Here is a 22690-nt window from a genome sequence, read left to right on the forward strand (position 1 = left end):
CGCGTGGCCCTGGCTGCCGTAGCCGATGATCGCGACCGTCTTGCCCTTGATGAGGGACAGATCGCAGTCCTTGTCGTAGAAAACTTTCATGGTCTTGTCTGTGGTGGGTGAAAACGGAAGGGGGATCAGGCGGCCGTTGCCTGCGCGGCGTCGGCCATGAGCTGTTGCGCCGCCTCGACGACGGCGGACGGGGAGACGCGGGCCACGGTCTCCAGGCGCGTGGCGTAGCCCACGGGAATGCGCGGCGCGCCCAGGCGACCGATGCGGCAGCCCGTGGCCTGCGCGGCGGTGGCGGCCACCTCGGCGCCGAAGCCGCCGGCCTGCACCGCGTCGTGCACCACCAGCAGGCGGCGCGTGCGCGCGCAGTCGGCCAGCACGGTGTCGCGGTCCCAGGGCCAGAGTGTGCCCAGGTCGATGACGCTGGCGCGCACGCCCAACGCGGCCAGCTCGTCGGCGGCCTGGCTGGCGGTGCGCACGGCGGCGGACCAGCTCACAAGGGTGAGGTCATCGCCGCGCCGCAGAACGTTCGCGCGGCCGGGCGTGGCGACGAGGGATTCGTCCACGTCGCCTTCCAGGCCCCAGAGTTCCTTGTTCTCCATGTAGATCACCGGGTCCTCGCCGCGCAGGGCCTGGGTGAGCATGCTGTAGTTGTCCTGCGGGGTGGCGGGGCACATCACCACCACGCCGGGCAGGTGGGCGAACCAGGCTTCCAGACTTTGCGAGTGCTGCGCCGCCGAGTTGGACCAGAAGCCGATGGGCAGCCGCATCACCAGCGGCACGCGGCCCTGTCCGCCGAACATGTAGCGGTTCTTGGCGGCCTGGTTGACGATCTCGTCCATGGCGCAGAGCGCGAAGTCGACCACGCGCATTTCCACCACGGGGCGCATGCCCACGAGCGCCATGCCCACGCCGGCGCCGACGATGGTGGCCTCGGAGATGGGCGTGTCGATCACGCGCTCCGGCCCGAAAGCGGCCTGCAGGCCCTTGTATTGCTGGAAGATGCCGCCGCGACCCACGTCCTCGCCCAGCACCACGACGCGGGGGTCGGCGCGCATGGCGTTGGCCAGGGCGCGCACGGCGGCGTCGGCGTAGGTGGTTCGGATCAGTGCCATGGGCCGGCTCCGGTGGTCTGGATGTCGGTGAACGCGCTGGACGGGTCGGGCGCGGGCGAGGCGTCGGCGAAGGCCACGGCGTCGTCGATCTCGGCGCGCACCTCGGCGTCGATGGCGTCGAGCTGGGCCAGCGTGGCGCCGCGCGCCAGGGCGCGTTCGCGCGCGCGGCGCAGCGGGTCGGCGTCGATGGCGCCTTGCAGGTCCTGCGGGTCGCGGTAGCCCTGCGTGTCCACCGAGACGTGGCCGCGCACGCGCCAGGTGAGGGCGTGCAACAGCTGCGGGCCTTCGCCCGCGTGGATCCTGGCGACCAGGCGGCCGGCCGCCGCGTGCACGGCTTCCACGTCGTTGCCGTCGGCGGTTTCGCCGGGCACGCCCAGCGCCGCCGCGCGCGCGGCCACGCCGGGGCCGGCGCTCAGGCCGGCGGTGGCGGTGGTGGCGGAGTAGCGGTTGTCCTCGCAGACGAAGAGCACGGGCAGCCGGTAGACGGCGGCCCAGTTCAGCGATTCGAGGAAGGGACCGCGGTTGGTGGCGCCGTCGCCGAAGAAGCAGGCCACGAGCTGGGGCTTGCCTTGCAGCTTGAGCGCCTGCGCCGCGCCGCAGGCGATGGGCAGGCCGGCCGTGACCACGCCGTTGGCGCCCAGCATACCGACCGAGAAATCGGCGATGTGCATGGAGCCGCCCTTGCCGCCGTTGCTGCCGCCGGCGCGGCCGAACAGCTCGGCCATCATGCGGCGCATGTCGCCGCCCTTGGCCAGGGTGTGGCCGTGGCCGCGGTGGGTGCTGGTGAGCAGGTCCTCGCGCGTGAGGTGGGCGCAGACGCCGGCGGCCACGGCCTCCTGTCCGATGGACAGGTGCAGGGGACCGCGCACCTTGGCGCGCTCGTCCACCTTGGCGCCGAGCACGCCCACGCCACCCTGGCTGGCCACCTCGGCCGCGAGTTCGAAGGCGCGAATGCGCGCCATGGTCCGGTAGAGATCGATCATGGAGACAGTGGGATGGGTCACAAGGCCAGGGTGGTGATGCCCGGCACGGCCGCGATGATCAGCACGCCCACCAGCAGCGCGATGAGGTAGGGCCAGATGGCGCCGATCACCTCGTCGGGCGGTGCGTCGCCGATGCGGCAGGCGATGTAGAAGCCCACGCCGATGGGGGGCATCATCAGGCCGATGTTCATGGCGCAGACGATGACCATGGCGTAGTGCACGTCGTTGATGCCCAGCTTGTGCGCGATGGGGAACATGATGGGCGCCAGCAGCAGCACGGCGGGCAGGCCTTCGAGCAGGCAGCCCAGGGCCACGAAGACCAGGATGGTGACGGCCATGAAGCCGACCCAGCCGCCGGGCAGCGTGGTCATGAAGCCGGAGAGGTGCTGCACCACGCCGCTTTGCGTGATGGACCAGGCCATGGCCGAGGCCGAGCCCAGCACCAGCAGCACCACGCCCGAGAGCGCGGCGGTTTCCACCAGCATGTCGTAGAACTTGCGCAGGCCGATGCCGCCGTACATCACCTGGCCCACGAACAGGGCGTAGACCACGGCGACGGTGGAGACCTCGGTGGCGGTGGCCACGCCTTCGCCCACCGCGGCGCGGATGAGGAAGGGCAGCACCAGGGCGGGCGCGGCGATGAGCAGGAAGCGGCCCACCATCTGCATCGGCGCGCGCTGGGTGTGGCTCATGTCCTCGTGGCGCGCCTTCCAGCGCGCCAGCACCAGCAGCACGGCCAGCAGCACCATGGCGATGACGAAGCCGGCCTGGAACAGGCCCGCGATGGACACGCCGGCCACCGCGCCCAGCACGATGAGCACGATGCTGGGCGGCACGGTGTCGGCCATGGCCGCGCCGGTGGCCAGCAAGGCCACCATCTCGCGCGGCTTGTGGCCGCGGCGCTTCATCTCCGGGAAGAGGGCGGGGGCCACGGTGGCCATGTCCGACACCTTGGAGCCCGAGATGCCCGAGACGATGAACAGCGAGCCCAGCAGCACGTAGGACATGCCGGCCTTGACGTGCCCGAGCAGCGAGCCCAGGAAGTCGACGATGGCCTTGCCCATGCCGGTGGCGTCGAGGATGCAGCCCAGCAGCACGAAGATCGGCACCGAGACCAGCACCAGGCTGGACATGCCCTCGTCCATGCGACCGATGACCACAGTGAGCGGCACGTGCGTGGTGAAGGCCAGGTAGCACACCGCGCCAATGCCGAAGCAGAAGGCGATGGGCACGCCGGCCACCAGGCAGACGGCGGCGAAGCCGATGAGCACGAGGCCGATGTTGGCCGTGCCCAGCTTCATGAGCTGCGGCGAGAAGTGCCAGCACAGGCCCGCGACGGCCGCCACCAGCAGCACCGCCAGCGCCAGGTCGAGCTTGCGTGCCGAGCGGCCCGCGTACTGCACGATGAGGGCCAGCATGGCGATGAAGCCGAAAGCGATGGAGCTGACGCGGAAGGTGTTGGGCAGGTCGAGCGCCGGCGTGTGGATGAACCACTCGTCCCTGGCGTAGTCGATGGCCGGGCCGACGAGCGCCAGCAGCACGGCGGCGATGGCCACCAGCGCGAAGGCGTGCACGAACTCGCGCAGGCGCGGCGGCAGCAGGTCGACGAACAGGCCCAGGCGCAGGTGCTCGTTGCGGTGAACCGCGATGGCCGCGCCCAGCATGGTGAGCCAGATGAAGGAGATCGAGACGACCTCGTCGGACCACACCAGGGATTGGTTGAACAGGTAGCGCGAGATCACGCCCACGAGCAGCAGCACCGTGATGTTGAGCATCAGCAGGGCCGAGACGGCCTCCAGCGGCTTGAGCCAGAGCGGGCTGCGGCGCGTGTCGTGAAGGACGGCGCCCTTGAAGGCGCCGTCGGCGTCGGCGGAGGTGCCGGCGATGAGTTCGCTCATCGGACCGCCCGCCGGGCCGCCCCAAGGGCGGTCTGCGCCCCCTTGGGGGGCAGCGAATACACGAAGTGATGAGCGTGGGGGTTCATTTTTTCAGCCCAGCTTGCCGGTGTACTTCTCCATCACCGCCCAGGCCTCGTCGCCGAACTTGGCTTTCCACTCGGCGTAGAAGCCGGCGCTGCGCAGCTTCTCGCGGAAGGGCGCGGTGGCGGGCGAGTTGAAGACGATGCCCTTGGCCGTGAGGTCCTTCTGCAGCGTGGCCTCGTTGGCGGCCACGTCCACGCGCTCCTTCACGGCGGCGGCGTTGATGTGCTTGGTCACGATGTCGCGCACGTCGGGCGGCAGGCGGTCCCAGGCGCGGCGGTTGATCAGCGTCCAGAAGCCGTCCCACATGTGGTTGGTGAGCGAGCAGTACTTCTGCACCTCGTAGAGCTTGAAGTTGGAGATGACCGCGAACGGGTTCTCCTGTCCATCGGCCACCTTGGTCTGCAGGGCCGTGTACATCTCGGACGCGTTGATCGAGATCGGCGAGGAGCCGAAGGCCTTGAACATCGAGGTCCACATCGGCGACACCGGCACGCGGATCTTGAAGCCCTCGAGGTCGGCCGGCGTGTTGATGGGCTTGGTGGACGAGGTGGTCTGGCGGAAGCCGTTGTCCCAGATGCGGTCGAGCGCGTGCAGGTTGGCCTTGGCGATTTGCGCGCGGATGTAGGCACCGACGTCGCCGTCCATGGCCTTCCACACGGCGTCGTAGTTGGGGAAGGCGAAGCCCAGGCCGTTGAGCGCGGCCGGCGTGACCAGGGTGGACAGGATGAGGCCGGAGAGGTTGAACATCTCCACGCCGCCCGAGCGCAGCTGGCTCAGCGTGTCGGTGTCGGAGCCGAGCTGGTTGCTGGGGAACAGCTGGATGTCCATGCGGCCGTTGGTTTCCTTCTTGATGGCCTCCACGGCTTCCTTGGCGCGCACGTTCATGGGGTGCTGCGGCGGCTGGTTGTTGGCGTACTTGAAGGTGAACTCGGCGTTCTGGCCGTACGCCAGCTTCAGCGGCGCGGCAATGCTGGCCGCGGTGATGCCCGTGGCCTTGATCAGGGTGCGGCGGGAAAGGCTCATCGTGTGTCTCCTCTGTGTGGTGGGACTGGCGGGGAAAGCGGTGCGGCTCAGGCGGCGGGCGCGGTGGCGGCGGGAATGTCGAACAGCTGGCGCATGTACAGGCCGCTGGCGAGGTAGCCACCGTCCACGCCCAGGGTCTGGCCGGTGACGAAGCTGGCCTGCTCGGAGGCGAAGAACAGCGCGGCGGCCGAGACCTCGGCCGGCGAGCAGAAGCGGTGCATGGGGCAGACGTCGAGGTAGGTGCTGGCCTTGGAGCTGCCGTGCAGGGTGCGGATCATGGGCGTGTCCACGAAGCCGGGCGCGATGGCGTTGACGGTGATGCCGTGCTCGCCGAGTTCGATGGCGAACTGCGCCGTCATGGCGATGAGCGCGGCCTTGGAACTGCCATAGGCCAGGCGGCCGGTGCCCGCGCGCACGCCGCTGATGGACGAGACATTGACGATGCGGCCCCAGCGCTGGCGCTTCATGCCGGGCAGCACCGCCTGCGTGAGCAGCATGGGCGCGGTGAGGTTGATGGCCAGCGTGGTGTTCCACTGCGCCAGCGAAACCTGGTCGTGCGGCTGCGTGGAGACCACGCCGGCGTTGTTGATGAGGATGTCCACCCGAGGGAAGCGCTGCCCCAGCGCGGCCATGGCGCGCTGAATGGCTTCGGCGTCGGCCAGGTCCAGCACCAGGGCTTCGGCCTGGCCGCCGGCCTGGCGGATGCCCTGCGCCGCCTGTTCGGCCGCCGGGCCGTTGCGGTCCACGATGCAGACCGTGGCGCCCTGTTGCGCGAGGTCTTGCGCGATCTGCAGACCGATGCCGCTGGCGGCGCCCGTGACCAGGGCGATGCGCCCGCCGTGCTGATTGGGGTTGTCCATCTCGCCCTTGTGAGGTTGAATGTCCAGAATGTGAATCGAATGGACCGATGTTGGCAGCACAACCCGGGGCTGCGTCAGAGGAAAACCCTGAATCCGTCCGCAAAAGCGGTCCACTATGTGATCCGCGGTTTGCGGGTTTTCACCAAGATGAACACACCCGAACCACCGGCCGGCGAAACCGCCGGCGCGCAGACCCTGAGAAGGGGGCTGGGCATCCTGAAGCTGCTGGCGCGCCATCAGCCCGAGGGGCTGCGCATCGGCGAGATCGGGCGCCGCCTGGGCCTGAGCAAGGCCACGGCGGTGCGGCTCACGCACACGCTGGCTGACGAGCGCTTCGTGGTGCACGACCCGGCCACGCGCTGCTACCGCCTGGGGCCGGAGTCCTTCGTGGTGGGGCTGGCGGCCGAGCCCAGCTACTCGCTGCAGCGCCTGGCCACGGCCTCGCTGCGCGCGCTGGCGCTGGAGACCGGTGACTGGGTGTTCTTCTCGGTGGTGCAGGGGCTGGAGGCGATCTGCCTGTCGCGCGAGACGGGGCACGGTCCGATTCCCAGCGACGCGCTGCGCCTGGGCGACCGGCACCCGCTGGGCGTGGGCGCGGGTGGCCTGGCCATCCTGGCGGCGCTGCCCGACGACGAGGTGGAGCACGCGCTGTCGGTCAACGGCCCCTACATCGACGAGCACTTTCCCAAGTCGCCGGTGGCGGTGATCCGCCACCTGGTGGCCGAAACGCGCGAGCGCGGCTACGCGGTGATCCCGGGCATCGTGGTGCCGGGCTACTGGGCGCTGGGGGTGTCGCTGCAGCAGCGCGACGGTCGGCCGGTGGGCGCCATCGTGCTGGTGGCCAGCGAATCGCGCCTGCACCCGACGCGCCGCGCCGCGCTCGGCGAGCGCATGCTCAACATCGGCCGGGACCTGATGAGCCGTGCCGCGCAGGGCGAGGGCGAGGCCGCACCCTATCGGTGAGGCTCGGCCGGCTCCAGGATGCTCCTGGGCGGGTTGCGCTTCATCTCGTCGGCCAGGGTCACCTGCTCGGGGCTCATGCACTCGTCGGCCACCCGCAGGCCGAGCTTCTGGCTCATGAGCATGGACTTGTTGCCCAGCTGCAGCCAGAGCGCACCGCGTTTCGGGTCTTCCAGGCGGATGGCGCCGGTGCGGCTTTCCACCGGGTGCATGAAGTAGCGCGCCTTGCGGGGCTTGTCGACCTGCAGGATGAAGAAGCCTTGGCGCTTGGCGGGCGTGACCTGCACGGCGTTGCCCAGCTCGCAGGGGATGTTGCCGACGTAGACCCGCTGGGCCACCGCGAGCTCGGCGTCGCTCAGGGACACGTCGGTGTCTTCGTCGATCGGCGTCGCCTCTTCCACGGCCTTGGCCGCCGAGCGGGCCAGGGGCGCGCGCTTCTGGGTCGGCGTCTGGGTCGCGGGCTTGGCCACGGCCTGGGATGCGGGGGCCTGTGCCAGCGCGGCGGGCGCCAAGGCCAGGGCGCTCAAGGAGACCAAGGAGACCAGGAGGGGGAGGGGCTTCATGGGTCGCGGCAGGTGGTGGGGATCAGCGCGCAGTCTGCGCGCACCGCTGGCGAAAGGGTGTTCGCAGATGTTTCCGTGGGGCCGTGCCCCTGTCGGCGCGTCCTGGACGCAGGCACCATCCGATTCTATATACTTCGTATATGTTTCGTATAGAATCAGACCCATGGGCATCGTAAAGATTTCGGACCAGATGCACGAGAACCTGCGCCTGGCGAGCAACGCGCTCAGCCGCTCCATCAACGCGCAGGCCGAACACTGGATGCGTGTGGGCATGTTGGCCGAGCTGCACCCGGACCTGGACCACCAGGCGATCGCGCGCCTGTTGGTCCGGGCCGAACTCGAGGGCGGGCTGGACATCGCGCTGGCGGTTCCGCCCGAGGGCAGGGGCCGCCAGTCCCGCGCGCCATCGAACGGAAAACGCGGATGACCCGGGGCGTCGCCATCCAGTCCGCCGAGGGCATCGAGAAGGCGCGGCGCGCCGGCCAACTGGCGGCCGAGGTGCTGAGCGCCGTTGCGCCCCACGTGGTGCCGGGCGTGAGCACCGAAGCGCTCGACCGCCTCTGCCACGAGCACATCGTGAACGTGCAAGGCGCCCTTCCCGCGAACCTGGGCTACCACGGTTACCCCAAGACCATCCTCACCTCCGTCAACCAGGTGGTCTGTCACGGCATTCCGTCGCCCGACAAGATCCTGAGGAAGGGCGACATCGTCAACATCGACGTCGCGGTCAACAAGGACGGCTGGTTCGGTGACACCAGCCGCATGTATTTCGTCGGCGAGCCCGGCATCCTGGCCCGCCGCCTGGTGGAGGCGACCTACGAGGCCCTGGTCGCCGGCATCCGGCAGGTCCGGCCCGGCGCGACGCTGGGCGATATCGGTCATGCCATCCAGTCGGTCGCGCACCGCGAGCGCTTCAGCGTTGTGCGCGAGTACTGCGGACATGGCATCGGGCAGATCTACCACGACAAGCCGGATGTGCCGCACCACGGCCAGCGGGGGGAAGGGCTGCGGCTGGAGGCGGGCATGGTCTTCACCATCGAGCCGATGCTCAACGCCGGCCGGCGCGAGACGCGCACCCTGGCCGATGGATGGACCGTCGTGACGAAGGATCGCTCGCTGTCGGCGCAGTGGGAGCACATGGTGGCCGTGACGCCAGAGGGGTGCGAGGTGCTGACCCGTTGGCCGGACGGCACGGGGGCGTACGCACCGGTGTGAGTGCCAGCCGGGCCGGGCGGCAGCGAGCTCGCTAAGCTGCGCGCCCATGGACTCCCTCATCGCCGCTGCCGCCCGCGCGCTCGCCGCTGGTGATCCGCTGGGCGCGCTGCAGCGCGTGGCGCTGCGCGAAGACCCGCCCGCGCTGGCCCTGCGCGGCACCGCGATGGCGCAGCTGGGCGAGTACCCGCGCGCCCGCGAGCTGCTGCGCCGCGCGGGCAAGGGGTTCGGACCGCACGAGGCCCTGGCCCGCGCGCGCTGCGTGGTGGCCGAGGCCGAGGTGGCGCTGGCCCAGCGCGAGCTGGGGGGCTCGCCGCGCGCGTTGATGGCCGCCGCCAAAGCCCTGGCCGCGCGCGGCGACAGGCCCAATGCCTGGCGGGCGCAACTGATCGCCGCGCGCTGGCCGTTGCTGATGGGGCGGCTGGACGAGGCCGCCGCGCAGCTGGAGCCGCTGAATGGCCAGGCCCTGCCGCCGCCGCTGGCCGCCCTGGCCCACCTCACGGCGGCGGAACTCGCGCTGCGCTCGCTGCGCACCGGCCCGGCACGCCAGGCGCTGGCGCGCGCGACGCAGGCGGCCGAGCGCGCGGGTGTGCCCGCGCTGCGCGCCGAGGTGAACGAGGCCCGCGCGGCCCTGGACCGCCCGGCCGCGCGCCGCGTGGGCGGCGGTGGTGAGCAGGTGCTGCGCCTGCAGGACGTGGAGGCGCTGCTCGCGTCGCGCGCCCTGGTGGTGGACGCCTGCCGGCGCGGCCTCAGCGCGGGCGCGGCGTGGCAGTCGCTCGCCAGCCGCCCGGTGCTGTTCGCGCTGGCGTTCGCGCTGGCGCAGGCCTGGCCCGGCGACGTGGACCGACAAGCGCTCATCGCGCGCGCCTTTCGAACGAAGCACCCCGACGAGACCCACCGCGCGCGGCTGCGCGTGGAGATCGGCCGCCTGCGCGCCATGGCGGCGGGCGTGGCCGACATCACGGCCACGCCGCGCGGTTTTCGGCTCGTGCCCCGGGACGAGCGGCCCGTGATCGTGCTGGCGCCGCCGATCGAGGGCGAACAGGCGGCGCTGCAGGCGCTGCTGTCCGATGGCGCGGCCTGGTCCACGTCGGCCCTGGCCCTGGCGCTGGGCGCCAGCCAGCGCACGGTGCAGCGCGCCCTCGCGGAGCTCCAGGACCAGGGCCGTGTGCGCGCCATCGGGCAGGCCCGCGCGCGCCGCTGGCTGGCGCCGCCGCTGACGGGATTCACGACGATCTTGTTACTCCCCGCTTCGCTGCCGCTTGACTAGAGTGCACCTCAAGGCGCCGCGTGTGGCGCCTTCAAGGAGCAAGCGATGAAGAGCAAACCATCGATCCAGCCCGCCGAGGTCGTGCGCGAGTACGGCCCCTTCGACGGCGCTGCCCAGGTCCACGGCGTGAGCTACGACGGCCGCCATGTGTGGGCCGCGACCGGCCCGCGCATCGTGGCCTTCGACCCCGCCAGCGGCGAGACAGTGCGCCGCATCGAGCAGCCGTGCGATGCGGGCACCGCCTTCGACGGCACGCACCTCTACCAGATCGCCGAGTCGCGCATCGACAAGATCGACCCGGCCACGGGGAAGGTGCTGTCGTCGATTCCCGCGCCGGGCCAGGGTTACGACTCGGGCCTGACCTGGGCCGAGGGCAGCCTGTGGGTGGGCCAGTACCGCGACCGCAAGATCCACCAGATCGACCCCGAGACTGGCGCGATTCGCCGCACCATCGAATCGAACCGCTTCGTCACCGGCGTCACCTGGGTCGACGGCCAGCTGTGGCACGGCACCTGGGAAGCCGACGACAGCGAACTGCGCCGCCTCGACCCCGCCAGCGGGGAGGTGCTGCAGCGTCTGCGCCTGCCGGCCGGCGAGGGCGTGAGCGGCTTGGAGTCCGACGGCGCCGAGCTGTTCTATTGCGGTGGCGGCGCCAGCGGCAAGGTGCGCGCCGTGCGCCGGCCCAAGTCCCTTCAATCTTGAGACAGGAGCGTCACATGAACCCGACCACCACCACCGACCGAGAGCAATGGCTGGCGCAGCGCCTCGCGCTGCTGGCCCGCGAGAAGGAGCTGAGCCGCCTGGGCGACGAACTCGCCGAGGCGCGCCGCGCGCTGCCCTGGGTGCGCATGGACAAGCGCTACCTGTTCGACACGCCCGAAGGCCCGCGCGAACTCGCCGAGCTGTTCGACGGACACAGCCAACTGCTGGTGCAGCACTTCATGCTCGGCCCGGACTGGGAGCAGGGCTGCAAGAGCTGCTCGTACATGGCCGACCACACCGACGGCATGCTGGCGCACCTGGCCGCGCGCGACGTGAGTTTCGTGGCGATCTCGCGCGCGCCGCTGGCGAAGATCGAGCGCTTCCGCCGCCGCATGGGCTGGAACTTCCGCTGGGTTTCCTCGCATGGCAGCGACTTCAACCGCGACTTCGGCGTGAGCTTCACACCCGCGGAGGTGGCCGCGCAATCCATGCACTACAACTTCGCGCAACAGCCCTTCGCCAACGACGAGATGCCCGGCGTGAGCGTGTTCGCGAAGAACGGCGCCGGCGAGGTCTTCCACACCTACTCGACGTACGGGCGCGGGGTGGAAGTGATGATGGGCACCTACCGGCTGTTGGACCTCACGCCGCGCGGGCGCCACGAGGGCGGCCTGGACGACACCATGGGCTGGGTGCGGCACCACGACCGCTACGAGAGCGCTCCGGCGGCCAAGGCGGGTGGATCATGCTGCGGCTCGCGCGCCTGATGGTGCTGCTGGTGCTCGGGCACCTGGGGTGCGCGAGCCAGGCCCTGGTGCCCGCCTTGCTGCCGCTGTGCCTGAGCGTGGTCTGACGCCGCCTCACGGCCCAGGTCCAGGAACATCGATTGCAGGTCGAGCGCGCCCCAGGTGCCCGGCCTTCGCCGGCCAGCAGGGCGCCAAGGAGCTTGCCCCATGCCACACGACAACCCGAAAGAGAAGGACCTGAAGGAGAAGGAGGACGTGCGCCTGTCCGGTCAGGCGCGCTCACCAAAGGACAAGGTACCGACCTACCAGGAGGCCTTGGACGAGGCGCTGGAGAACACCTTTCCGGCCAGCGACCCGGTGGCGGCCAGTGCGGCTGCTCAGCCACGGGAGCCGCACGCCACTTCGCGCGACGACAAGGACTGGCACCTTGAACCCGGCGCGGGCGACCCGGTGAACGCCGCGGCCTCGGACGCGCCCAAGCCTTCGGCGCGGGAGCCCCAGAGCGACGGGGCGCGGCGCCTGCGCCAGCAGTCGCGCGATGCCCTGGACAACGTGCGCGAAGGCCACGAGCGCCCGATGGACGATTCGCCGGCCCGGCCCTCGCCCGACCGCGTGGGTGCGCCCCGCAAGGGGCCGGTCAAGCGACCAGGATCGCGCTGAGGGATCAGCTGCGGTCCTGCAGTTCGGTCACGCCCGACTCGCGGGCGCAATGCGCGCAGCAGAAGATGCGCTCGCCGTCCTGCACGCCGTGGCCAATGACCTTGCAGCCGCAGTGCGCGCACGCGGGCGCGCAGGCGTGGATGGCGCACTCGAAGCTGTCCACGGTCACGGTCTTGTCCTGCGTGACGATCTGGAAGGATCGGTCGTAGTTGTTGCCGCAAACCTCGCATCGGGCCATGTGATACCTCCTTGAACTGGGTGGGGGAAAGCCGCGCGGCGGCAAGCCGCGTGCCCAGCCCATCCGGGCCGGATTGCGCCGACCCGGCCGAAATTGCGCGGAAGCTGGGCCGCGCGCTCCGGTGGGGCCCACCGCGCCGCTGGCCTGACATACCTTCGCTCCCCGTTCGACCCGCCCGGGTCTTGTGGCAACGACGAGGAGACCTCCAATGAACCTGAACCGCCGCGCCTTCACCGGCACCCTGGCCTCCGGCCTGCTGGCCGCTCCGCTCGCGGGCCTGTCTTCCCTGGCGCGCGCCCAGGGCAATGAGATCGTCATCGGCAGCATCCAGGACATGTCCGGCCCGCTGCAGCCCTTCGGGCGCGGCAAGAGCAACGTGCTCAAGTTCGGCGTGGCCCAGATCAACGCGGCCGGCGGCCTGCTGGGCCGCCCGCTGCGCATCGTCGAATACGACACGCAGTCGAACAACCAGCTCTACGCGCAGTTCGGCCAGCAGCTGGCGCTGCGCGACAAGGCCGTGGTGGCCTTCGGCGGCGTGACCAGCGCCGCGCGCGAGGTGGTGCGCCCCGTGCTGCGCCGCGCCAACGTGCCCTACTTCTACAACATGCCCTACGAGGGCGGCGTGTGCGACCGCAACACCGTGCTCACCGGCGTGACGCCCAGCCACGCGCTGCGCACCATCGTGCCGCACCTGATCAAGAACCACGGCAAGAAGCTCTACGTGCTGGGCGCGGACTACAACTTCGGCCAGCTCTCGGCCAAATGGATCCGCCGGCTCGCGGCCGAGCACGGCGGCGAGGTGGTGGGGGTGGAGCTGTTCCCCATGGACGCGGCGAACTTCAACACCACCATCGCCAAGATCCAGGCCGCGGCACCCAACGCCATCATCAACAGCTTCGTCGGTCCGGCGCACGGCAGCTTCTACGGCCAGTGGGCGGCCTCGGGCATGAAGGGCAAGGTCGCCCTGGCCTCGCAGACCTTCGGCGACGTGGGCGAGCACCTGCTCATGCCCAAGGAGATCACCAACGGCGTGATCGTCTGCACCAACTATTTCGAGGAGCTGGACATGCCCTCGAACAAGGCCTTCATCAAGGCCTACCGCGACGCGGGCCACAAGGACTACGTGAGCAACACCACGATGAACGAGTACGTGGCGCTGCGGCTGTGGGCCGCCGCCGTGGCCAAGGCCGGCAGCCTGGAGCGCAACGCGGTGCTCAAGGCGCTGGAGTCGAACCTGTCGATCGACGCGCCGCACGGCCAGGTGGCGCTCGACCCCGCCACCCACCACTGCAGCTACGACATGTACCTGGCCGAGGTGCGCGACGGCGGTTACCGCGTGCTGGACAAGAGCCGAGCGGTCACGGCCATCGACATGGTGGGCCAGTGCGACCTGGTGAAGAACCCGAACACCAACCAGCAGTTCGAGCCGCGCATCTGATGGACTACGCGGTCCTGTCCTTCCACCTCGTCTACGCCATTGCCCTGCTGGTGCTCACCAGCCTGGGCCTGGCCATCGTTTTCGGGATGATGCGGGTGGTGAACTTCGCACACGGCGAGTTCCTCATGATCGGCGGCTATACCCTGGTGCTCAGCGTGCAGGCCGGCCTCAACATCTGGCTCGCCATGTTCGTGGTCGCGCCGGCGGTGGTGGGGCTGGTGGGCTACGCGCTGGAGCGGCTGATCATCCGCCACCTCTACGGGCGCATGCTCGACACCATCCTCGCCACCTGGGGCGTGAGCCTGGCGCTCATCGGCCTGGCGACCTGGGCCTTCGGCTTCCAGCAGCGCGGCGTGGTCGCGCCGCTGGGCAGCTTCACGCTCGGCGGCTACCGCGACTCCTGGTACAGCGTGCTGATCATCGCGGTCGCCGCCGCGCTGGTGCTGGGCACCTGGTGGGTGCTGCGCCACACGCGCACCGGCCTGCTGGCGCGCGGCACCATGCAGAACGCGCCGATGGCCGAGGCCCTGGGCATGAACACCTCGCGCGTGTACGCCTGGACCTTCGCGGCCGGCGCGGCCATCAGCGGCCTGGCGGGCGCGGTGATGGCACCGCTGACCGGCGCGGTGCCCACCATCGGCACGGCCTACGTCACGCGCGCCTTCATCACCGTCATCACCGGCGGGGCCAACGCGATCACGGGCACGGTGGTGGCGAGTTCGCTGTTCGGCACGCTGAGCGAGCTGGTCACGCGCTGGGCCACGCCGGTGGCCGGGCACGTGGCGCTGCTGGCACTGGCCGTGGTGCTGCTGCGCCTCATGCCGTCGGGCATCACCGGCCGCTTCTTCCGGAGGTCGCTGTGAGCGCACGCATTGCAGGTGTCAAGCCGCTGGCGTGGGCGCTGGCGGTGGTGGCGCTGTTCGGCGTCGCCTGGCTGGTGGACCTGGCCACGCTGGTCACGCTCAACGTCTACGTGATCTTGTCCATCCTGGCGCTGAGCATGGCGCTGGTGTGGGGCGTGGCGGGCATCTTCAGCTTCGGCCAGTCGGTGTTCTTCGGCCTGGGCGCCTACGCCTACGCGGTGCTGGCGCTCAATGGCCAGGGCAGCGCGATCGCCCTGGGCGCCGCCTTGCTGCTGCCGGTGGCGGGCGCGGCGCTGATGGGCTACTTCCTGTTCTACGGCCGCATCAGCGACGTCTACCTGGGCGTGATCACGCTGACCGCTTCGCTGATCCTGTTCCATCTGGTCAACACCGTGTCGGGCTCGGATTTCCGCCTCGGCGAGGTGGCGCTGGGTGGCTACAACGGCATCCCGGGCGTGCCACCGATCGCGCTGTTCGGGCAGGAGCTGGACTTCGCACAGCTCTACCTGCTGAGCGCGGCGCTGCTGGTCCTGGTCTACGCGGGCCTCGAGGGCCTGGTGCGTTCGCGTTTCGGCCAGGTCGTCGCGGCGATCCGCGAGCATGAGCTGCGCGCCGAGCTTCTGGGCTACGACGCGCGCGCCCACAAGCTCGGCGTGTTCGTGATCGGCGCGGCCATCGCCGGTTTGGCGGGCGCGCTGCACGCGGCCTGGGGCGGCTTCGTCGGACCCGATGTGTTCGGCATCAGCTTCGCGGCGCAGATCATCATCTGGGCCCAGGTGGGTGGCGTGGGCTTGCTGCTCGGCCCGGTGCTGGGCTGCGTGCTGATCCAGTGGCTGACCACCTGGCTGGGCCAGACGCGCCTGGCCGACACCAACCTGGTGCTGGGCACGATCTTCGTGCTGTGCGTGCTGCTGCTGCCCAAGGGCCTGCTGCCCTGGCTGCGCGAGCGCATGCCCGGCCGCGACGGGGGCGCCGCATGAGCGCCCCGGCATCCCCGCAGGACCTGGCCATCCACACCGAAGACCTGAGCGTGCGCTTCGGCGGCGTGGTGGCGGTGGACCGGGTGAACCTGTCCGTGGCGCGCGGCGAGCTGCGCTGTCTCATCGGCCCCAACGGCGCGGGCAAAAGCACGCTGTTCAAGACGCTCACGGGCCAGCAGGCGCCGAGCGCGGGCCGCGTGCGCATCCTGGGCCGCGAGGTCAATGGCTTCGAGCGCCACGAGATCGCGCGGCTAGGCGTGGGCGTGAAGACCCAGGTGTCCAGCGTGTTCGACGGCCTCACGGTGGACGCCAGCCTGCGCGTGGCCGCCGGCCGCCACCGCGCGCGCCGCCCGGTGGGCGCGGTGGTCGACGAGGTGCTCGAACAGCTGCGCCTGGGCGCGGTGCGCCAGCGCCAGCTGGGTGCGCTCTCGCACGGCCAGCGCCAGTGGGTGGAGCTGGGCATGGTGCTCGCGACCGACCCGCTGCTGGTGCTGCTGGACGAGCCGGTGGCCGGCATGAGCGAGGAGGAGACCGCGCGCACGGCCGAGCTGATCCTGTCCATGCGCGGCGCGGGCCGCGCCATCGTGGTGGTGGAGCACGACATGCGCTTCGTGCGCCGCATTGCCGAGCGCGTGACGGTGCTGCACCGCGGCGCCGTGCTGCGCGACGGCGCCGTGGACGCGGTGCTGGCCGATCCCGTGGTGCGCGACGTCTACCTGGGTCGAGAGGAGCATGTGCGTGCTTGAACTGCAAGGCATCCGTGGCGGCTACGGCCGCATCAACGTGCTCGACGGCGTCTCGCTGTCGGTGGGCGAGGGCGAGTTCCTCGGCGTGCTGGGGCACAACGGCATGGGCAAGACCACGCTCATGCGCGCCATCGTGGGCGAGATCGCGCTGACGGCGGGCACGCTGCGCTGGCGGGGCCAGTCGATCGCGGGCCTGCCCACGCACCGGCGCGTGGCGCTGGGCATCGGCTATGTGCCGCAGGGCCGGCGCATTTTCCCGCTGCTGTCGGTGCGCGAGAACCTGCTGTTCGCGGCCTCGGTGCACGGGCGGCGCGAGGCGGCGCGCGTGGTGGACGAGGTGCTGGCCGACTTCCCCGCGCTGCCGCGCCTGCTGGAGCGCCCCGGCGGCCTGCTGAGCGGTGGCGAGCAGCAGATCCTGGCGCTGGCGCGTTGCCTGTGCACGCGGCCCACGCTGGTGCTGCTGGACGAACCCACCGAGGGCATACAGCCCTCCATCATCGAGGACATGGTGGTGCTGCTGCGGGCACTGCGCGAGCGCCACCGCCTGTCCATCGTGCTGGTCGAGCAGAACCTCGACTTCCTGCGCGCCCTGTCCGACCGCATCGTGGTGCTGGAGAAGGGCCGCACCGTGCGCGAGGCCCGCGCCAGCGACGCCGCGGCGATGGCGGCGCTGGTCGAGTCGGCCGAGTTCGCGGGCTGAGGCGGCGCGACCCGCGCCCGCCGATCTCCAACAAGACTTTCAAGGGAACACCATGGCATTCCATCTGCCGAACAAGGACCGCCTGCGCTACCTGGGCGAGGAACTGGGCATCGACGTCGACGCCGACTACGCGCAAACCGTGCTGGACATGCTGGCCCCGCTGGTGCCCGAGTTCCGCACGGTCGACCGCCTGCCCGACCAGACCCTGCCCGTGCGCTACCCGCGCGCCGGCGGCACGCGGCCCGAGGCGAAGGACAACCCCTGGGGCGCCTGGTCGGTGCGCTGCGACATCCGTGGCGCGGCCGAGGGCCCGCTGGCGGGCAAGACGGTGGCGATCAAGGACAACGTGCAGATCGCCGGCGTGCCCATGATGAACGGCGCCTCGCTGCTGGAAGGCTATGCGCCCGAGGGCGACGCCACGCTGGTCACGCGCATCCTGGACGCGGGCGGACACATCGTGGGCAAGTCGGCCTGCGAGTACTTCTCCTTCTCGGGCGGCAGCGCCACCAGCGCAGGCGGCCCGGTGAACAGTCCGCGCAATCCGGGCCACACGCCGGGCGGCTCCACCACCGGCAGCGCCGCGCTGCTGGTGGCGGGCGAGGTGGACCTGGCCATCGGCGCCGACCAGGCCGGCTCCATCCGCATCCCGGCCTCGTTCTCGGGCATCGTGGGCCTCAAGCCCACCTATGGCCTGGTGCCTTACACCGGCGTCATGGGCCTGGACCACAGCATCGACCACGTGGGGCCCATGGCGCGCGACGTGGCCGGCGTGGCCTTGCTGCTGGAGGCGATCGCGGGCGAGGACGGCATCGACGGTCGCCAGCGCGGCGTGCGGGTGGAGCGCTACACCCAGGGCCTGGACCGCGGCGTGAAGGGCCTGCGCATCGGCGTGGTGAAGGAGTCCTTCGGCCTGCCCGAGTCGCACCCGGGCACCGACAGCGCGGTGCGCGCCGCCATCGAGGCGCTGCGCGCGGCGGGCGCGGTGGTCGACGAGGTCTCGGTGCCCTGGCACCGCCATGGCTTTGCGATCTGGAGCGCCATCGCCAACGAAGGCACCTACCACACGCTCTACGGCGGCCAGGGCGCGGGCCACCTCACCACGGGCGCGTACCCGCTGTCGCTGATGACCGCGCTGGGCGGCCTGCGCGCGCGCGCCAACGAGATGCCGCACACGCTGAAGATCGGCATGCTGCTCGGCGCCTACCTGCACCAGCAGTACCAGGGCCGCTTCTACGCCAAGGCGCAGAACCTGCGCCGGCGCCTGCGCGCGGCGTACGACGAGGCACTGGACGGCCGCGAGCTGCTGCTCATGCCCACCACGCCCTTCCCCACGTTGCCCATTCCGTCCGACGACGCGCCGGTGGCCGAGGTGATCCAGCACAGCTGGACCATGCTGGCCAACACCAGCCCCTTCGACCTCACCGGCCATCCCGCGGTCAGCGTGCCCTGCGGCGAGGCGGACGGCAAGCCGGTGGGCCTGATGCTGATCGGGCGTCACTTTGACGACGCGCTGGTGCTGCGCGCCGCGGCCGACCACGAGCGCCGCCACGCGGGCTGAGGCCACGCGGCGTGGCGCGGCCCTCAGTGCCGGCGCCGCCCGCCCACGCCGCCCAGCGCGGTGCGGTAGGCGCGCGGCGACAGGCCCGTGGCCTTGCCGAAGGCGCGCGCCAGGTGGTCGGCGCCGGAAAAGCCGCTGTCGCGCGCCACCGCGTCCATGGGCAGGGCGGTGCGCTCCAGCAGGCGGCGCGCGTGCGCCACGCGCAGGTCGCCCACGTACTGCAGCGGCGAGCGGCCGGTGGAGGCCTTGAAGCAGCGCAGGAAGTGGAACTTGGAGAAGCCCGTGATGGCCGCGAGCTCGTCCAGGCTCAGGTCCTGCGTGAGGTGTTCCTTGATGTGGTCGATGAGCCGCTTGAGCACGGCCGGCGGCAGCTTGCGCACCGCGGGGCCGGCGCGCCCGCGCGCGCCCCACTGCTGGCCCAGCTCGTTGGCGATCACGGCGCAGTAGCTGTCCACCATCAGCCGCGGGCTGGCGCTGGAGGCGTGCTGCATGAACTGCGTCACCAACTGGTAGATGGTGGGGTTGGCGAAGCCGCGCTGCGACAGCTGCCACAGGCCGTCGCCGGGGTTGCGGTGGCCCAGCTCGTCGAGCAGGCCATTGAGGTCGCCGGCCGACAGCGCCAGCAGCGTGACGTCGGCGTAGCCGTCCTTGCACCAGCGGTAGGCGTTGCCGGCGGGAAAGACGTGCAGCGGGTGCGGGTGGCTGCTGAAGTGGTCGCGAAAGCCCCAGCCGAAGTCGAACAGCGCGCGCTTGAGCCGGTACTCGTTGGCGGCCAGCAGCACCACCTCGTCCAGCGGCGGGATCTCCACCGTGTGCGCCTCGAAGGTGCAGTGGATCAAGGTGCCGCGGCAGCGGCCCGCGAGGGGCGTGACCTGGTCGAGGCGGTAGCTGGGCGAGCGCGACAGCACGCTCGCCAGGGGAGTGGCCGGGGCGCCCACGGGCTCAGCCGCGGGCCTTGTTCGCCGCCACGAAGGCGGCGAAGGCTTTCATGTAGTTGCGCAGGAACTCCTCGGTGCCGGCGTCGGTGCAGCTGCCGTCCTCCGCCACCAGGCCCTTCTTGAACTGGATGTAGGCCTCGGGCTGCGCCATCTGCGGCGCAGCGCAGAAGTTGAGCACGGCGCGCAGGTGGGCCTGCGCCAGCGCGGTGCCGATGGCGCCCACCGAGGCGCCGATGACGCCCGAGGGCTTGCCCGTGAACGAGTTCTTGCCCCAGGGGCGCGACCCCCAGTCGATCGCGTTCTTCAGGCCGCCCGGGATGGAGCGGTTGTACTCGGGCGTAACGAAGAGCAGGGCGTCGGCGTCGGCGATGGCCTGCTTGAAGGCGGTGGCCACGGCCGGGTAATTGGCGTCGTGGTCGTAGCTGTACAGCGGCAGGTCCTTGATGGGGATCTCGTGCAGGGCCAATTCCGCCGGCGCGAGCTTGACCAGGGCCTTGGCGAGCTGGCGGTTGATGGAGGCGCTGGCGAGGCTGCCGATGATGTAGCCGACCTTGTACTGGGCCATGGAGGATCTCCTGCGGGGGATGGATGGGCGCATGGCCCGGGTGGTCGGGGCATTGTTGGTCAGCGCCCAATTCCGACCAAACGATGGGGGAACGGGGCATGCCCTCCAGGCCCGGGTATTGCCTACACTGGTCGCTTCGTTCGCGACCCGACGAGGCCTTCCATGCTCCAGCTGCGACCCCCTTGCGAGTGCCGCCGCGCCGACCTGCCGCCCGAGGTGGGCCACGAGCGCCTGCTCAAGCCCCAGGGCTGCGTGGCATGCCGCTGACGAAGGGGCCCTTGTGTTTTCCCACATCCACCTGGGCGTCAGCGACTTCGACCGCGCGCTGGCCTTCTACCGGCAACTGATGCCCGTGCTGGGCATCCAGGAGCGCTTCTGCGATCCCGCGCGGCCCTGGGCCGGCTGGCAGTCCGAGCCCGGCCCGCGGCCCCTGTTCCTCATCGGCCGGCCACACGACGCGCAGGCCCACGCGGTGGGCAATGGCCAGATGGTGGCCTTCCTGGCCGAGCGCCGCGCCACCGTGGACCTCGCCCACGCCATGGCGCTGGCCAGCGGTGGCACCTGCGAGGGGCCGCCCGGGCCGCGCCCCGAATACCACGCCCACTACTACGGCGCCTACTTCCGCGACACCGAGGGCAACAAGCTCTGCGTGGCCTGCCATTCGCCAGCCTGAGCACACGCACGCACCCCAAGGACGTTTCCATGCCCGACCGCCTTTCGCCTGGGCCGCTGCCGCGGGCTGGCGCTTGCGCCCGCCCACCCGGCACATCAGCATGAGCTTTTCAGGAGGACACCGCCCATGAAGTACCAAGGCAGCTGCCACTGCGGCCGCGTCGCGTTCGAGGTCGAAGGCCGCATCGACGGCGCGCTGGCCTGCAACTGTTCCATCTGCTCGCGCAAGGGTTCGCTGCTGTGGTTCGTGCCGCGCGCGAGCCTCGTGCTCCAGACGCCCGAGGACGCCGCGAGCACTTACACCTTCAACCAGCACCTCATCAAGCACCGCTTCTGCCCGGTGTGCGGCATGCACCCGTATGGCGAGGGCACCGACCCGCAGGGCCGGGCCATGGCGGCGATCAACCTGCGCTGCGTGGAGGGCATCGACCTCGCGGCGATCCCGGTGCAGCACTTCGACGGCCGGTCGGCCTGAGCGGGGCGCGCCCGCCGCTCAGGCCAGGGTCTTGAGCCCCAGCCAGGTGAGCAGCAGCGAGCCGAGCAGGTGCAGCGAGGCCACGCCCAGGGCCAGCGCCAGCCGGCCCTGCTGCAGCAGCGTGATCACCTCGACGGAGAAGGTGGAGAAGGTGGTGAGCGCCCCCAGCAGGCCGGTGACGATGGCCAGGCGCCAGACCGGGTCGATGTGCGGGTTGGCGTGGAACACGGCCAGGGCCAGGCCGATGGCATAGGCGCCGATCCAGTTGGCCGCCAGCGTGCCCCAGGGCAGCAGGCTGTGCGGCTGGCTCAGCCACAGCCCGAGGCGCCAGCGCAGCAGCGCGCCGGCGCAGGCCCCGAGGCAGATGGCGAGCACCGAGGCCATGTTCAGAACGGTGCGTCGTCGCTGGCCTTGGCCGGGGTGGCGTCGGACGCGGGCGCCGCGCCGGCCGGCGCGGGCTCATGCCCCGGCACCTGACCCGGTTGCAGTTCACCGCCGAGCGCCGCAATGAGCGCGTCGAGCACGCCGCGCAGCTCGCCCGTGCCGATGGCGACGTTGCTGTCGAAACTCTGCTCTTCCTTGCCCTGGTTCTCTTCGAACACGCCTTCGAGGAACTGGATCTTCTTGAGCGCCATGCTTTCGGTGAGCGTGAAGCCGACGCGGCCTTCCCAGTTGAGCGCCAGGCGCGTGGGCAGTTTGCCTTCGCTGATGTGGCGGCGCACCTCGTCGTTGAAGAGGTGGTGGCGGGTGAATTTCACCACCGACTTTTCCTCATCGCTGGAGCGCAGCTCGCAGTCGCGCTCCACGGCCAGGCCCTCGGGCCATTCCTCGGCGTCGCTGGCGCTGAGCCACTGCGTCATGGCGCTCTGCGGCGTCTGCTGCGTATTGAAGAGCGTGAGCACCAGGCCGTCGAAGGCGCGCACCAGGGCGGTGACCAGGTCGTCGAGCTTGCCCTGGCTGCTGGCGTCGGTGGCGAGCCAGCCGCGCTCGGGGTCGATCCACACCCAGGACGTCTGCTGGCGCGAGAAGGCCTGCGGCAGCAGCGAGAGCAGGGCGTCTTCGCGCAGGGCCTTGGTTTCCTTTTTGCCGGGCTTGCGGCCCGTGGTGGCCTCGATGTGATCGGCCGCCTCCTGGGCCTTGCGGCGCACGACGGCACCGGGCACCGACTTGGTTTCGATCTGCAGCTTGAGGATGCGCTGGCCGGCGATGGCTTCCACCAGCGGGCCGTGGGCCTCGCCGCGCGGCTCCACCCAGCCGACCGATTTGTCCTGCGTGGCGGGGCAGGGCACGAAGCGCTGGCCGTCCAGGGCTTTCTCCATCGCATCGGGCGTGGGCGCCCAACCGGGGCCGATGCGGTAGAGCGTGAGGTTCTTGAACACGAAAGGGATCTCCGGAAAAACGAACCCCGCTCACCTGGGCGGTGGCGGGGTGTGCATCTTAGCGG

The 22690-nt window shown here is 70.8% G+C and carries 26 protein-coding genes; 15 read left to right on the top strand and 11 right to left on the bottom strand.

Features of this window, described 5'->3' with window-relative positions; translation table 11 throughout:
- Positions 1–125: 125 nt before the first annotated feature.
- The 5 genes from DY262_RS03230 to DY262_RS03250 form a co-directional block, all read right to left on the bottom strand.
- Positions 126–1112, bottom strand: coding sequence for an alpha-ketoacid dehydrogenase subunit beta (locus DY262_RS03230; RefSeq protein ID WP_116957559.1), 987 nt, complete (start codon positions 1110–1112; stop codon positions 126–128).
- Positions 1103–2095, bottom strand: coding sequence for a thiamine pyrophosphate-dependent dehydrogenase E1 component subunit alpha (locus tag DY262_RS03235; RefSeq protein WP_116957560.1), 993 nt, complete (start codon positions 2093–2095; stop codon positions 1103–1105). The genes DY262_RS03230 and DY262_RS03235 overlap by 10 nt, the downstream gene beginning before the upstream one ends.
- A gap of 17 nt (positions 2096–2112) precedes the next feature.
- On the bottom strand, positions 2113–3993 hold the full coding sequence (locus tag DY262_RS03240) for a TRAP transporter large permease (protein WP_116957561.1): 1881 nt from the start codon (positions 3991–3993) through the stop codon (positions 2113–2115).
- Positions 3994–4083: 90 nt separating this feature from the next.
- Positions 4084–5100, bottom strand: coding sequence for a TRAP transporter substrate-binding protein (locus DY262_RS03245; RefSeq protein WP_116957562.1), 1017 nt, complete (start codon positions 5098–5100; stop codon positions 4084–4086).
- Between the two features lie 47 nt (positions 5101–5147).
- Complete coding sequence (locus DY262_RS03250) at positions 5148–5960, bottom strand: SDR family NAD(P)-dependent oxidoreductase (RefSeq protein ID WP_181936404.1); 813 nt, start codon at positions 5958–5960, stop codon at positions 5148–5150.
- Between the two features lie 147 nt (positions 5961–6107).
- Here DY262_RS03250 and DY262_RS03255 point away from each other — a divergent pair, with 147 nt between their 5' ends.
- Complete coding sequence (locus DY262_RS03255; RefSeq protein WP_116957988.1) at positions 6108–6923, top strand: IclR family transcriptional regulator; 816 nt, start codon at positions 6108–6110, stop codon at positions 6921–6923.
- On the opposite strand, the gene DY262_RS03260 is transcribed toward DY262_RS03255, so the two are convergent.
- Positions 6914–7483: a hypothetical protein gene (locus tag DY262_RS03260; protein ID WP_116957563.1), complete on the bottom strand. Its 570-nt coding sequence runs from the start codon at positions 7481–7483 to the stop codon at positions 6914–6916. The two genes, DY262_RS03255 and DY262_RS03260, sit on opposite strands and share 10 nt — an antisense overlap.
- 163 nt (positions 7484–7646) lie before the next feature.
- Here DY262_RS03260 and DY262_RS03265 point away from each other — a divergent pair, with 163 nt between their 5' ends.
- The 6 genes from DY262_RS03265 (at position 7647) to DY262_RS03290 (ending at position 12073) form a co-directional block, all read left to right on the top strand.
- The gene (locus DY262_RS03265) at positions 7647–7910 is read left to right on the top strand and encodes a ParD-like family protein (RefSeq protein ID WP_116957564.1); all 264 of its coding nucleotides are present in this window, start codon (positions 7647–7649) and stop codon (positions 7908–7910) included.
- The gene (gene map / locus DY262_RS03270; protein WP_116957565.1) at positions 7907–8698 is read left to right on the top strand and encodes a type I methionyl aminopeptidase; all 792 of its coding nucleotides are present in this window, start codon (positions 7907–7909) and stop codon (positions 8696–8698) included. Before DY262_RS03265 ends, map begins: the two co-directional genes overlap by 4 nt.
- Positions 8699–8744: 46 nt before the next feature.
- Positions 8745–9965, top strand: a complete 1221-nt coding sequence (locus DY262_RS03275) for a helix-turn-helix domain-containing protein (protein WP_116957566.1) — start codon at positions 8745–8747, stop codon at positions 9963–9965.
- 45 nt (positions 9966–10010) lie between these two features.
- Positions 10011–10667 (top strand): Vgb family protein, encoded by a 657-nt coding sequence (locus tag DY262_RS03280; protein ID WP_116957567.1) that lies wholly within the window; start codon positions 10011–10013, stop codon positions 10665–10667.
- 14 nt (positions 10668–10681) lie between these two features.
- A complete protein-coding gene (locus DY262_RS03285; protein WP_116957568.1) occupies positions 10682–11434 on the top strand; it encodes a DUF899 domain-containing protein in 753 nt (250 codons plus the stop codon).
- Between the two features lie 186 nt (positions 11435–11620).
- A complete protein-coding gene (locus tag DY262_RS03290; RefSeq protein ID WP_116957569.1) occupies positions 11621–12073 on the top strand; it encodes a hypothetical protein in 453 nt (150 codons plus the stop codon).
- Positions 12074–12077: 4 nt separating this feature from the next.
- Here the strand turns inward: DY262_RS03290 and DY262_RS03295 are convergent, their stop codons facing one another.
- Entirely contained in the window at positions 12078–12311 is a 234-nt protein-coding gene (locus DY262_RS03295) for a hypothetical protein (protein ID WP_116957570.1), read from the bottom strand.
- A 208-nt stretch (positions 12312–12519) separates the two neighbouring features.
- Here DY262_RS03295 and DY262_RS03300 point away from each other — a divergent pair, with 208 nt between their 5' ends.
- Genes DY262_RS03300 through DY262_RS03325 form a run of 6 tightly spaced genes read left to right on the top strand, consistent with a single transcriptional unit; the run spans position 12520 to position 18596 of the window.
- The gene (locus DY262_RS03300; RefSeq protein ID WP_116957571.1) at positions 12520–13749 is read left to right on the top strand and encodes an ABC transporter substrate-binding protein; all 1230 of its coding nucleotides are present in this window, start codon (positions 12520–12522) and stop codon (positions 13747–13749) included.
- Entirely contained in the window at positions 13749–14612 is an 864-nt protein-coding gene (locus tag DY262_RS03305; RefSeq protein WP_116957572.1) for a branched-chain amino acid ABC transporter permease, read from the top strand. The genes DY262_RS03300 and DY262_RS03305 overlap by 1 nt, the downstream gene beginning before the upstream one ends.
- Positions 14609–15592, top strand: a complete 984-nt coding sequence (locus DY262_RS03310; RefSeq protein WP_245980790.1) for an ABC transporter permease subunit — start codon at positions 14609–14611, stop codon at positions 15590–15592. The genes DY262_RS03305 and DY262_RS03310 overlap by 4 nt, the downstream gene beginning before the upstream one ends.
- Positions 15589–16338 (top strand): ATP-binding cassette domain-containing protein, encoded by a 750-nt coding sequence (locus DY262_RS03315; RefSeq protein WP_116957573.1) that lies wholly within the window; start codon positions 15589–15591, stop codon positions 16336–16338. Before DY262_RS03310 ends, DY262_RS03315 begins: the two co-directional genes overlap by 4 nt.
- Positions 16325–17038 (top strand): ABC transporter ATP-binding protein, encoded by a 714-nt coding sequence (locus DY262_RS03320; RefSeq protein ID WP_116957574.1) that lies wholly within the window; start codon positions 16325–16327, stop codon positions 17036–17038. The genes DY262_RS03315 and DY262_RS03320 overlap by 14 nt, the downstream gene beginning before the upstream one ends.
- A 52-nt stretch (positions 17039–17090) precedes the next feature.
- Positions 17091–18596: an amidase gene (locus tag DY262_RS03325; RefSeq protein WP_116957575.1), complete on the top strand. Its 1506-nt coding sequence runs from the start codon at positions 17091–17093 to the stop codon at positions 18594–18596.
- Between the two features lie 23 nt (positions 18597–18619).
- Here DY262_RS03325 and DY262_RS03330 read toward each other — a convergent pair whose 3' ends face one another.
- Together DY262_RS03330 and DY262_RS03335 are read right to left on the bottom strand one after the other, a co-directional pair.
- On the bottom strand, positions 18620–19534 hold the full coding sequence (locus tag DY262_RS03330) for an AraC family transcriptional regulator (protein ID WP_147326170.1): 915 nt from the start codon (positions 19532–19534) through the stop codon (positions 18620–18622).
- Positions 19535–19538: 4 nt separating this feature from the next.
- The gene (locus DY262_RS03335; protein WP_116957577.1) at positions 19539–20099 is read right to left on the bottom strand and encodes an NADPH-dependent FMN reductase; all 561 of its coding nucleotides are present in this window, start codon (positions 20097–20099) and stop codon (positions 19539–19541) included.
- 280 nt (positions 20100–20379) lie between these two features.
- Between DY262_RS03335 and DY262_RS03340 the strand changes: the two genes are divergently transcribed.
- Together DY262_RS03340 and DY262_RS03345 are read left to right on the top strand one after the other, a co-directional pair.
- Complete coding sequence (locus DY262_RS03340) at positions 20380–20772, top strand: VOC family protein (protein ID WP_116957578.1); 393 nt, start codon at positions 20380–20382, stop codon at positions 20770–20772.
- Between the two features lie 126 nt (positions 20773–20898).
- Positions 20899–21246, top strand: coding sequence for a GFA family protein (locus tag DY262_RS03345; RefSeq protein WP_116957579.1), 348 nt, complete (start codon positions 20899–20901; stop codon positions 21244–21246).
- 18 nt (positions 21247–21264) lie between these two features.
- On the opposite strand, the gene crcB is transcribed toward DY262_RS03345, so the two are convergent.
- Positions 21265–21630 carry a fluoride efflux transporter CrcB gene (gene crcB, locus DY262_RS03350; RefSeq protein WP_116957580.1) on the bottom strand — a complete coding sequence of 122 codons (366 nt, stop codon included), beginning with the start codon at positions 21628–21630 and terminating at the stop codon, positions 21265–21267.
- A 2-nt stretch (positions 21631–21632) separates the two neighbouring features.
- Positions 21633–22625: a recombination-associated protein RdgC gene (locus DY262_RS03355; RefSeq protein ID WP_116957581.1), complete on the bottom strand. Its 993-nt coding sequence runs from the start codon at positions 22623–22625 to the stop codon at positions 21633–21635.
- Between the last annotated feature and the right edge of the window lie 65 nt (positions 22626–22690).

Source organism: Hydrogenophaga borbori (assembly GCF_003417535.1).
GTDB classification, from domain to species: Bacteria; Pseudomonadota; Gammaproteobacteria; order Burkholderiales; family Burkholderiaceae_C; genus Hydrogenophaga; species Hydrogenophaga borbori.

What these genes read in the sequence shown, in the direction of transcription:
- DY262_RS03290 (WP_116957569.1), top strand. Translation starts at nt 11,621, where the DNA reads ATGCCACACGACAACCCGAAAGAGAAGGACCTGAAGGAGAAGGAGGAC.
- DY262_RS03325 (WP_116957575.1), top strand. Translation starts at nt 17,091, where the DNA reads ATGGCATTCCATCTGCCGAACAAGGACCGCCTGCGCTACCTGGGCGAG.
- crcB (WP_116957580.1), bottom strand. Translation starts at nt 21,630, where the DNA reads ATGGCCTCGGTGCTCGCCATCTGCCTCGGGGCCTGCGCCGGCGCGCTG.
- DY262_RS03255 (WP_116957988.1), top strand. Translation starts at nt 6,108, where the DNA reads ATGAACACACCCGAACCACCGGCCGGCGAAACCGCCGGCGCGCAGACC.
- DY262_RS03300 (WP_116957571.1), top strand. Translation starts at nt 12,520, where the DNA reads ATGAACCTGAACCGCCGCGCCTTCACCGGCACCCTGGCCTCCGGCCTG.
- DY262_RS03285 (WP_116957568.1), top strand. Translation starts at nt 10,682, where the DNA reads ATGAACCCGACCACCACCACCGACCGAGAGCAATGGCTGGCGCAGCGC.
- DY262_RS03275 (WP_116957566.1), top strand. Translation starts at nt 8,745, where the DNA reads ATGGACTCCCTCATCGCCGCTGCCGCCCGCGCGCTCGCCGCTGGTGAT.
- DY262_RS03295 (WP_116957570.1), bottom strand. Translation starts at nt 12,311, where the DNA reads ATGGCCCGATGCGAGGTTTGCGGCAACAACTACGACCGATCCTTCCAG.
- DY262_RS03240 (WP_116957561.1), bottom strand. Translation starts at nt 3,993, where the DNA reads ATGAGCGAACTCATCGCCGGCACCTCCGCCGACGCCGACGGCGCCTTC.
- DY262_RS03265 (WP_116957564.1), top strand. Translation starts at nt 7,647, where the DNA reads ATGGGCATCGTAAAGATTTCGGACCAGATGCACGAGAACCTGCGCCTG.
- DY262_RS03320 (WP_116957574.1), top strand. Translation starts at nt 16,325, where the DNA reads ATGTGCGTGCTTGAACTGCAAGGCATCCGTGGCGGCTACGGCCGCATC.
- DY262_RS03230 (WP_116957559.1), bottom strand. Translation starts at nt 1,112, where the DNA reads ATGGCACTGATCCGAACCACCTACGCCGACGCCGCCGTGCGCGCCCTG.
- DY262_RS03235 (WP_116957560.1), bottom strand. Translation starts at nt 2,095, where the DNA reads ATGATCGATCTCTACCGGACCATGGCGCGCATTCGCGCCTTCGAACTC.
- DY262_RS03315 (WP_116957573.1), top strand. Translation starts at nt 15,589, where the DNA reads ATGAGCGCCCCGGCATCCCCGCAGGACCTGGCCATCCACACCGAAGAC.
- DY262_RS03345 (WP_116957579.1), top strand. Translation starts at nt 20,899, where the DNA reads ATGAAGTACCAAGGCAGCTGCCACTGCGGCCGCGTCGCGTTCGAGGTC.
- DY262_RS03335 (WP_116957577.1), bottom strand. Translation starts at nt 20,099, where the DNA reads ATGGCCCAGTACAAGGTCGGCTACATCATCGGCAGCCTCGCCAGCGCC.
- DY262_RS03245 (WP_116957562.1), bottom strand. Translation starts at nt 5,100, where the DNA reads ATGAGCCTTTCCCGCCGCACCCTGATCAAGGCCACGGGCATCACCGCG.
- DY262_RS03250 (WP_181936404.1), bottom strand. Translation starts at nt 5,960, where the DNA reads ATGGACAACCCCAATCAGCACGGCGGGCGCATCGCCCTGGTCACGGGC.
- DY262_RS03305 (WP_116957572.1), top strand. Translation starts at nt 13,749, where the DNA reads ATGGACTACGCGGTCCTGTCCTTCCACCTCGTCTACGCCATTGCCCTG.
- DY262_RS03280 (WP_116957567.1), top strand. Translation starts at nt 10,011, where the DNA reads ATGAAGAGCAAACCATCGATCCAGCCCGCCGAGGTCGTGCGCGAGTAC.
- map (WP_116957565.1), top strand. Translation starts at nt 7,907, where the DNA reads ATGACCCGGGGCGTCGCCATCCAGTCCGCCGAGGGCATCGAGAAGGCG.
- DY262_RS03260 (WP_116957563.1), bottom strand. Translation starts at nt 7,483, where the DNA reads ATGAAGCCCCTCCCCCTCCTGGTCTCCTTGGTCTCCTTGAGCGCCCTG.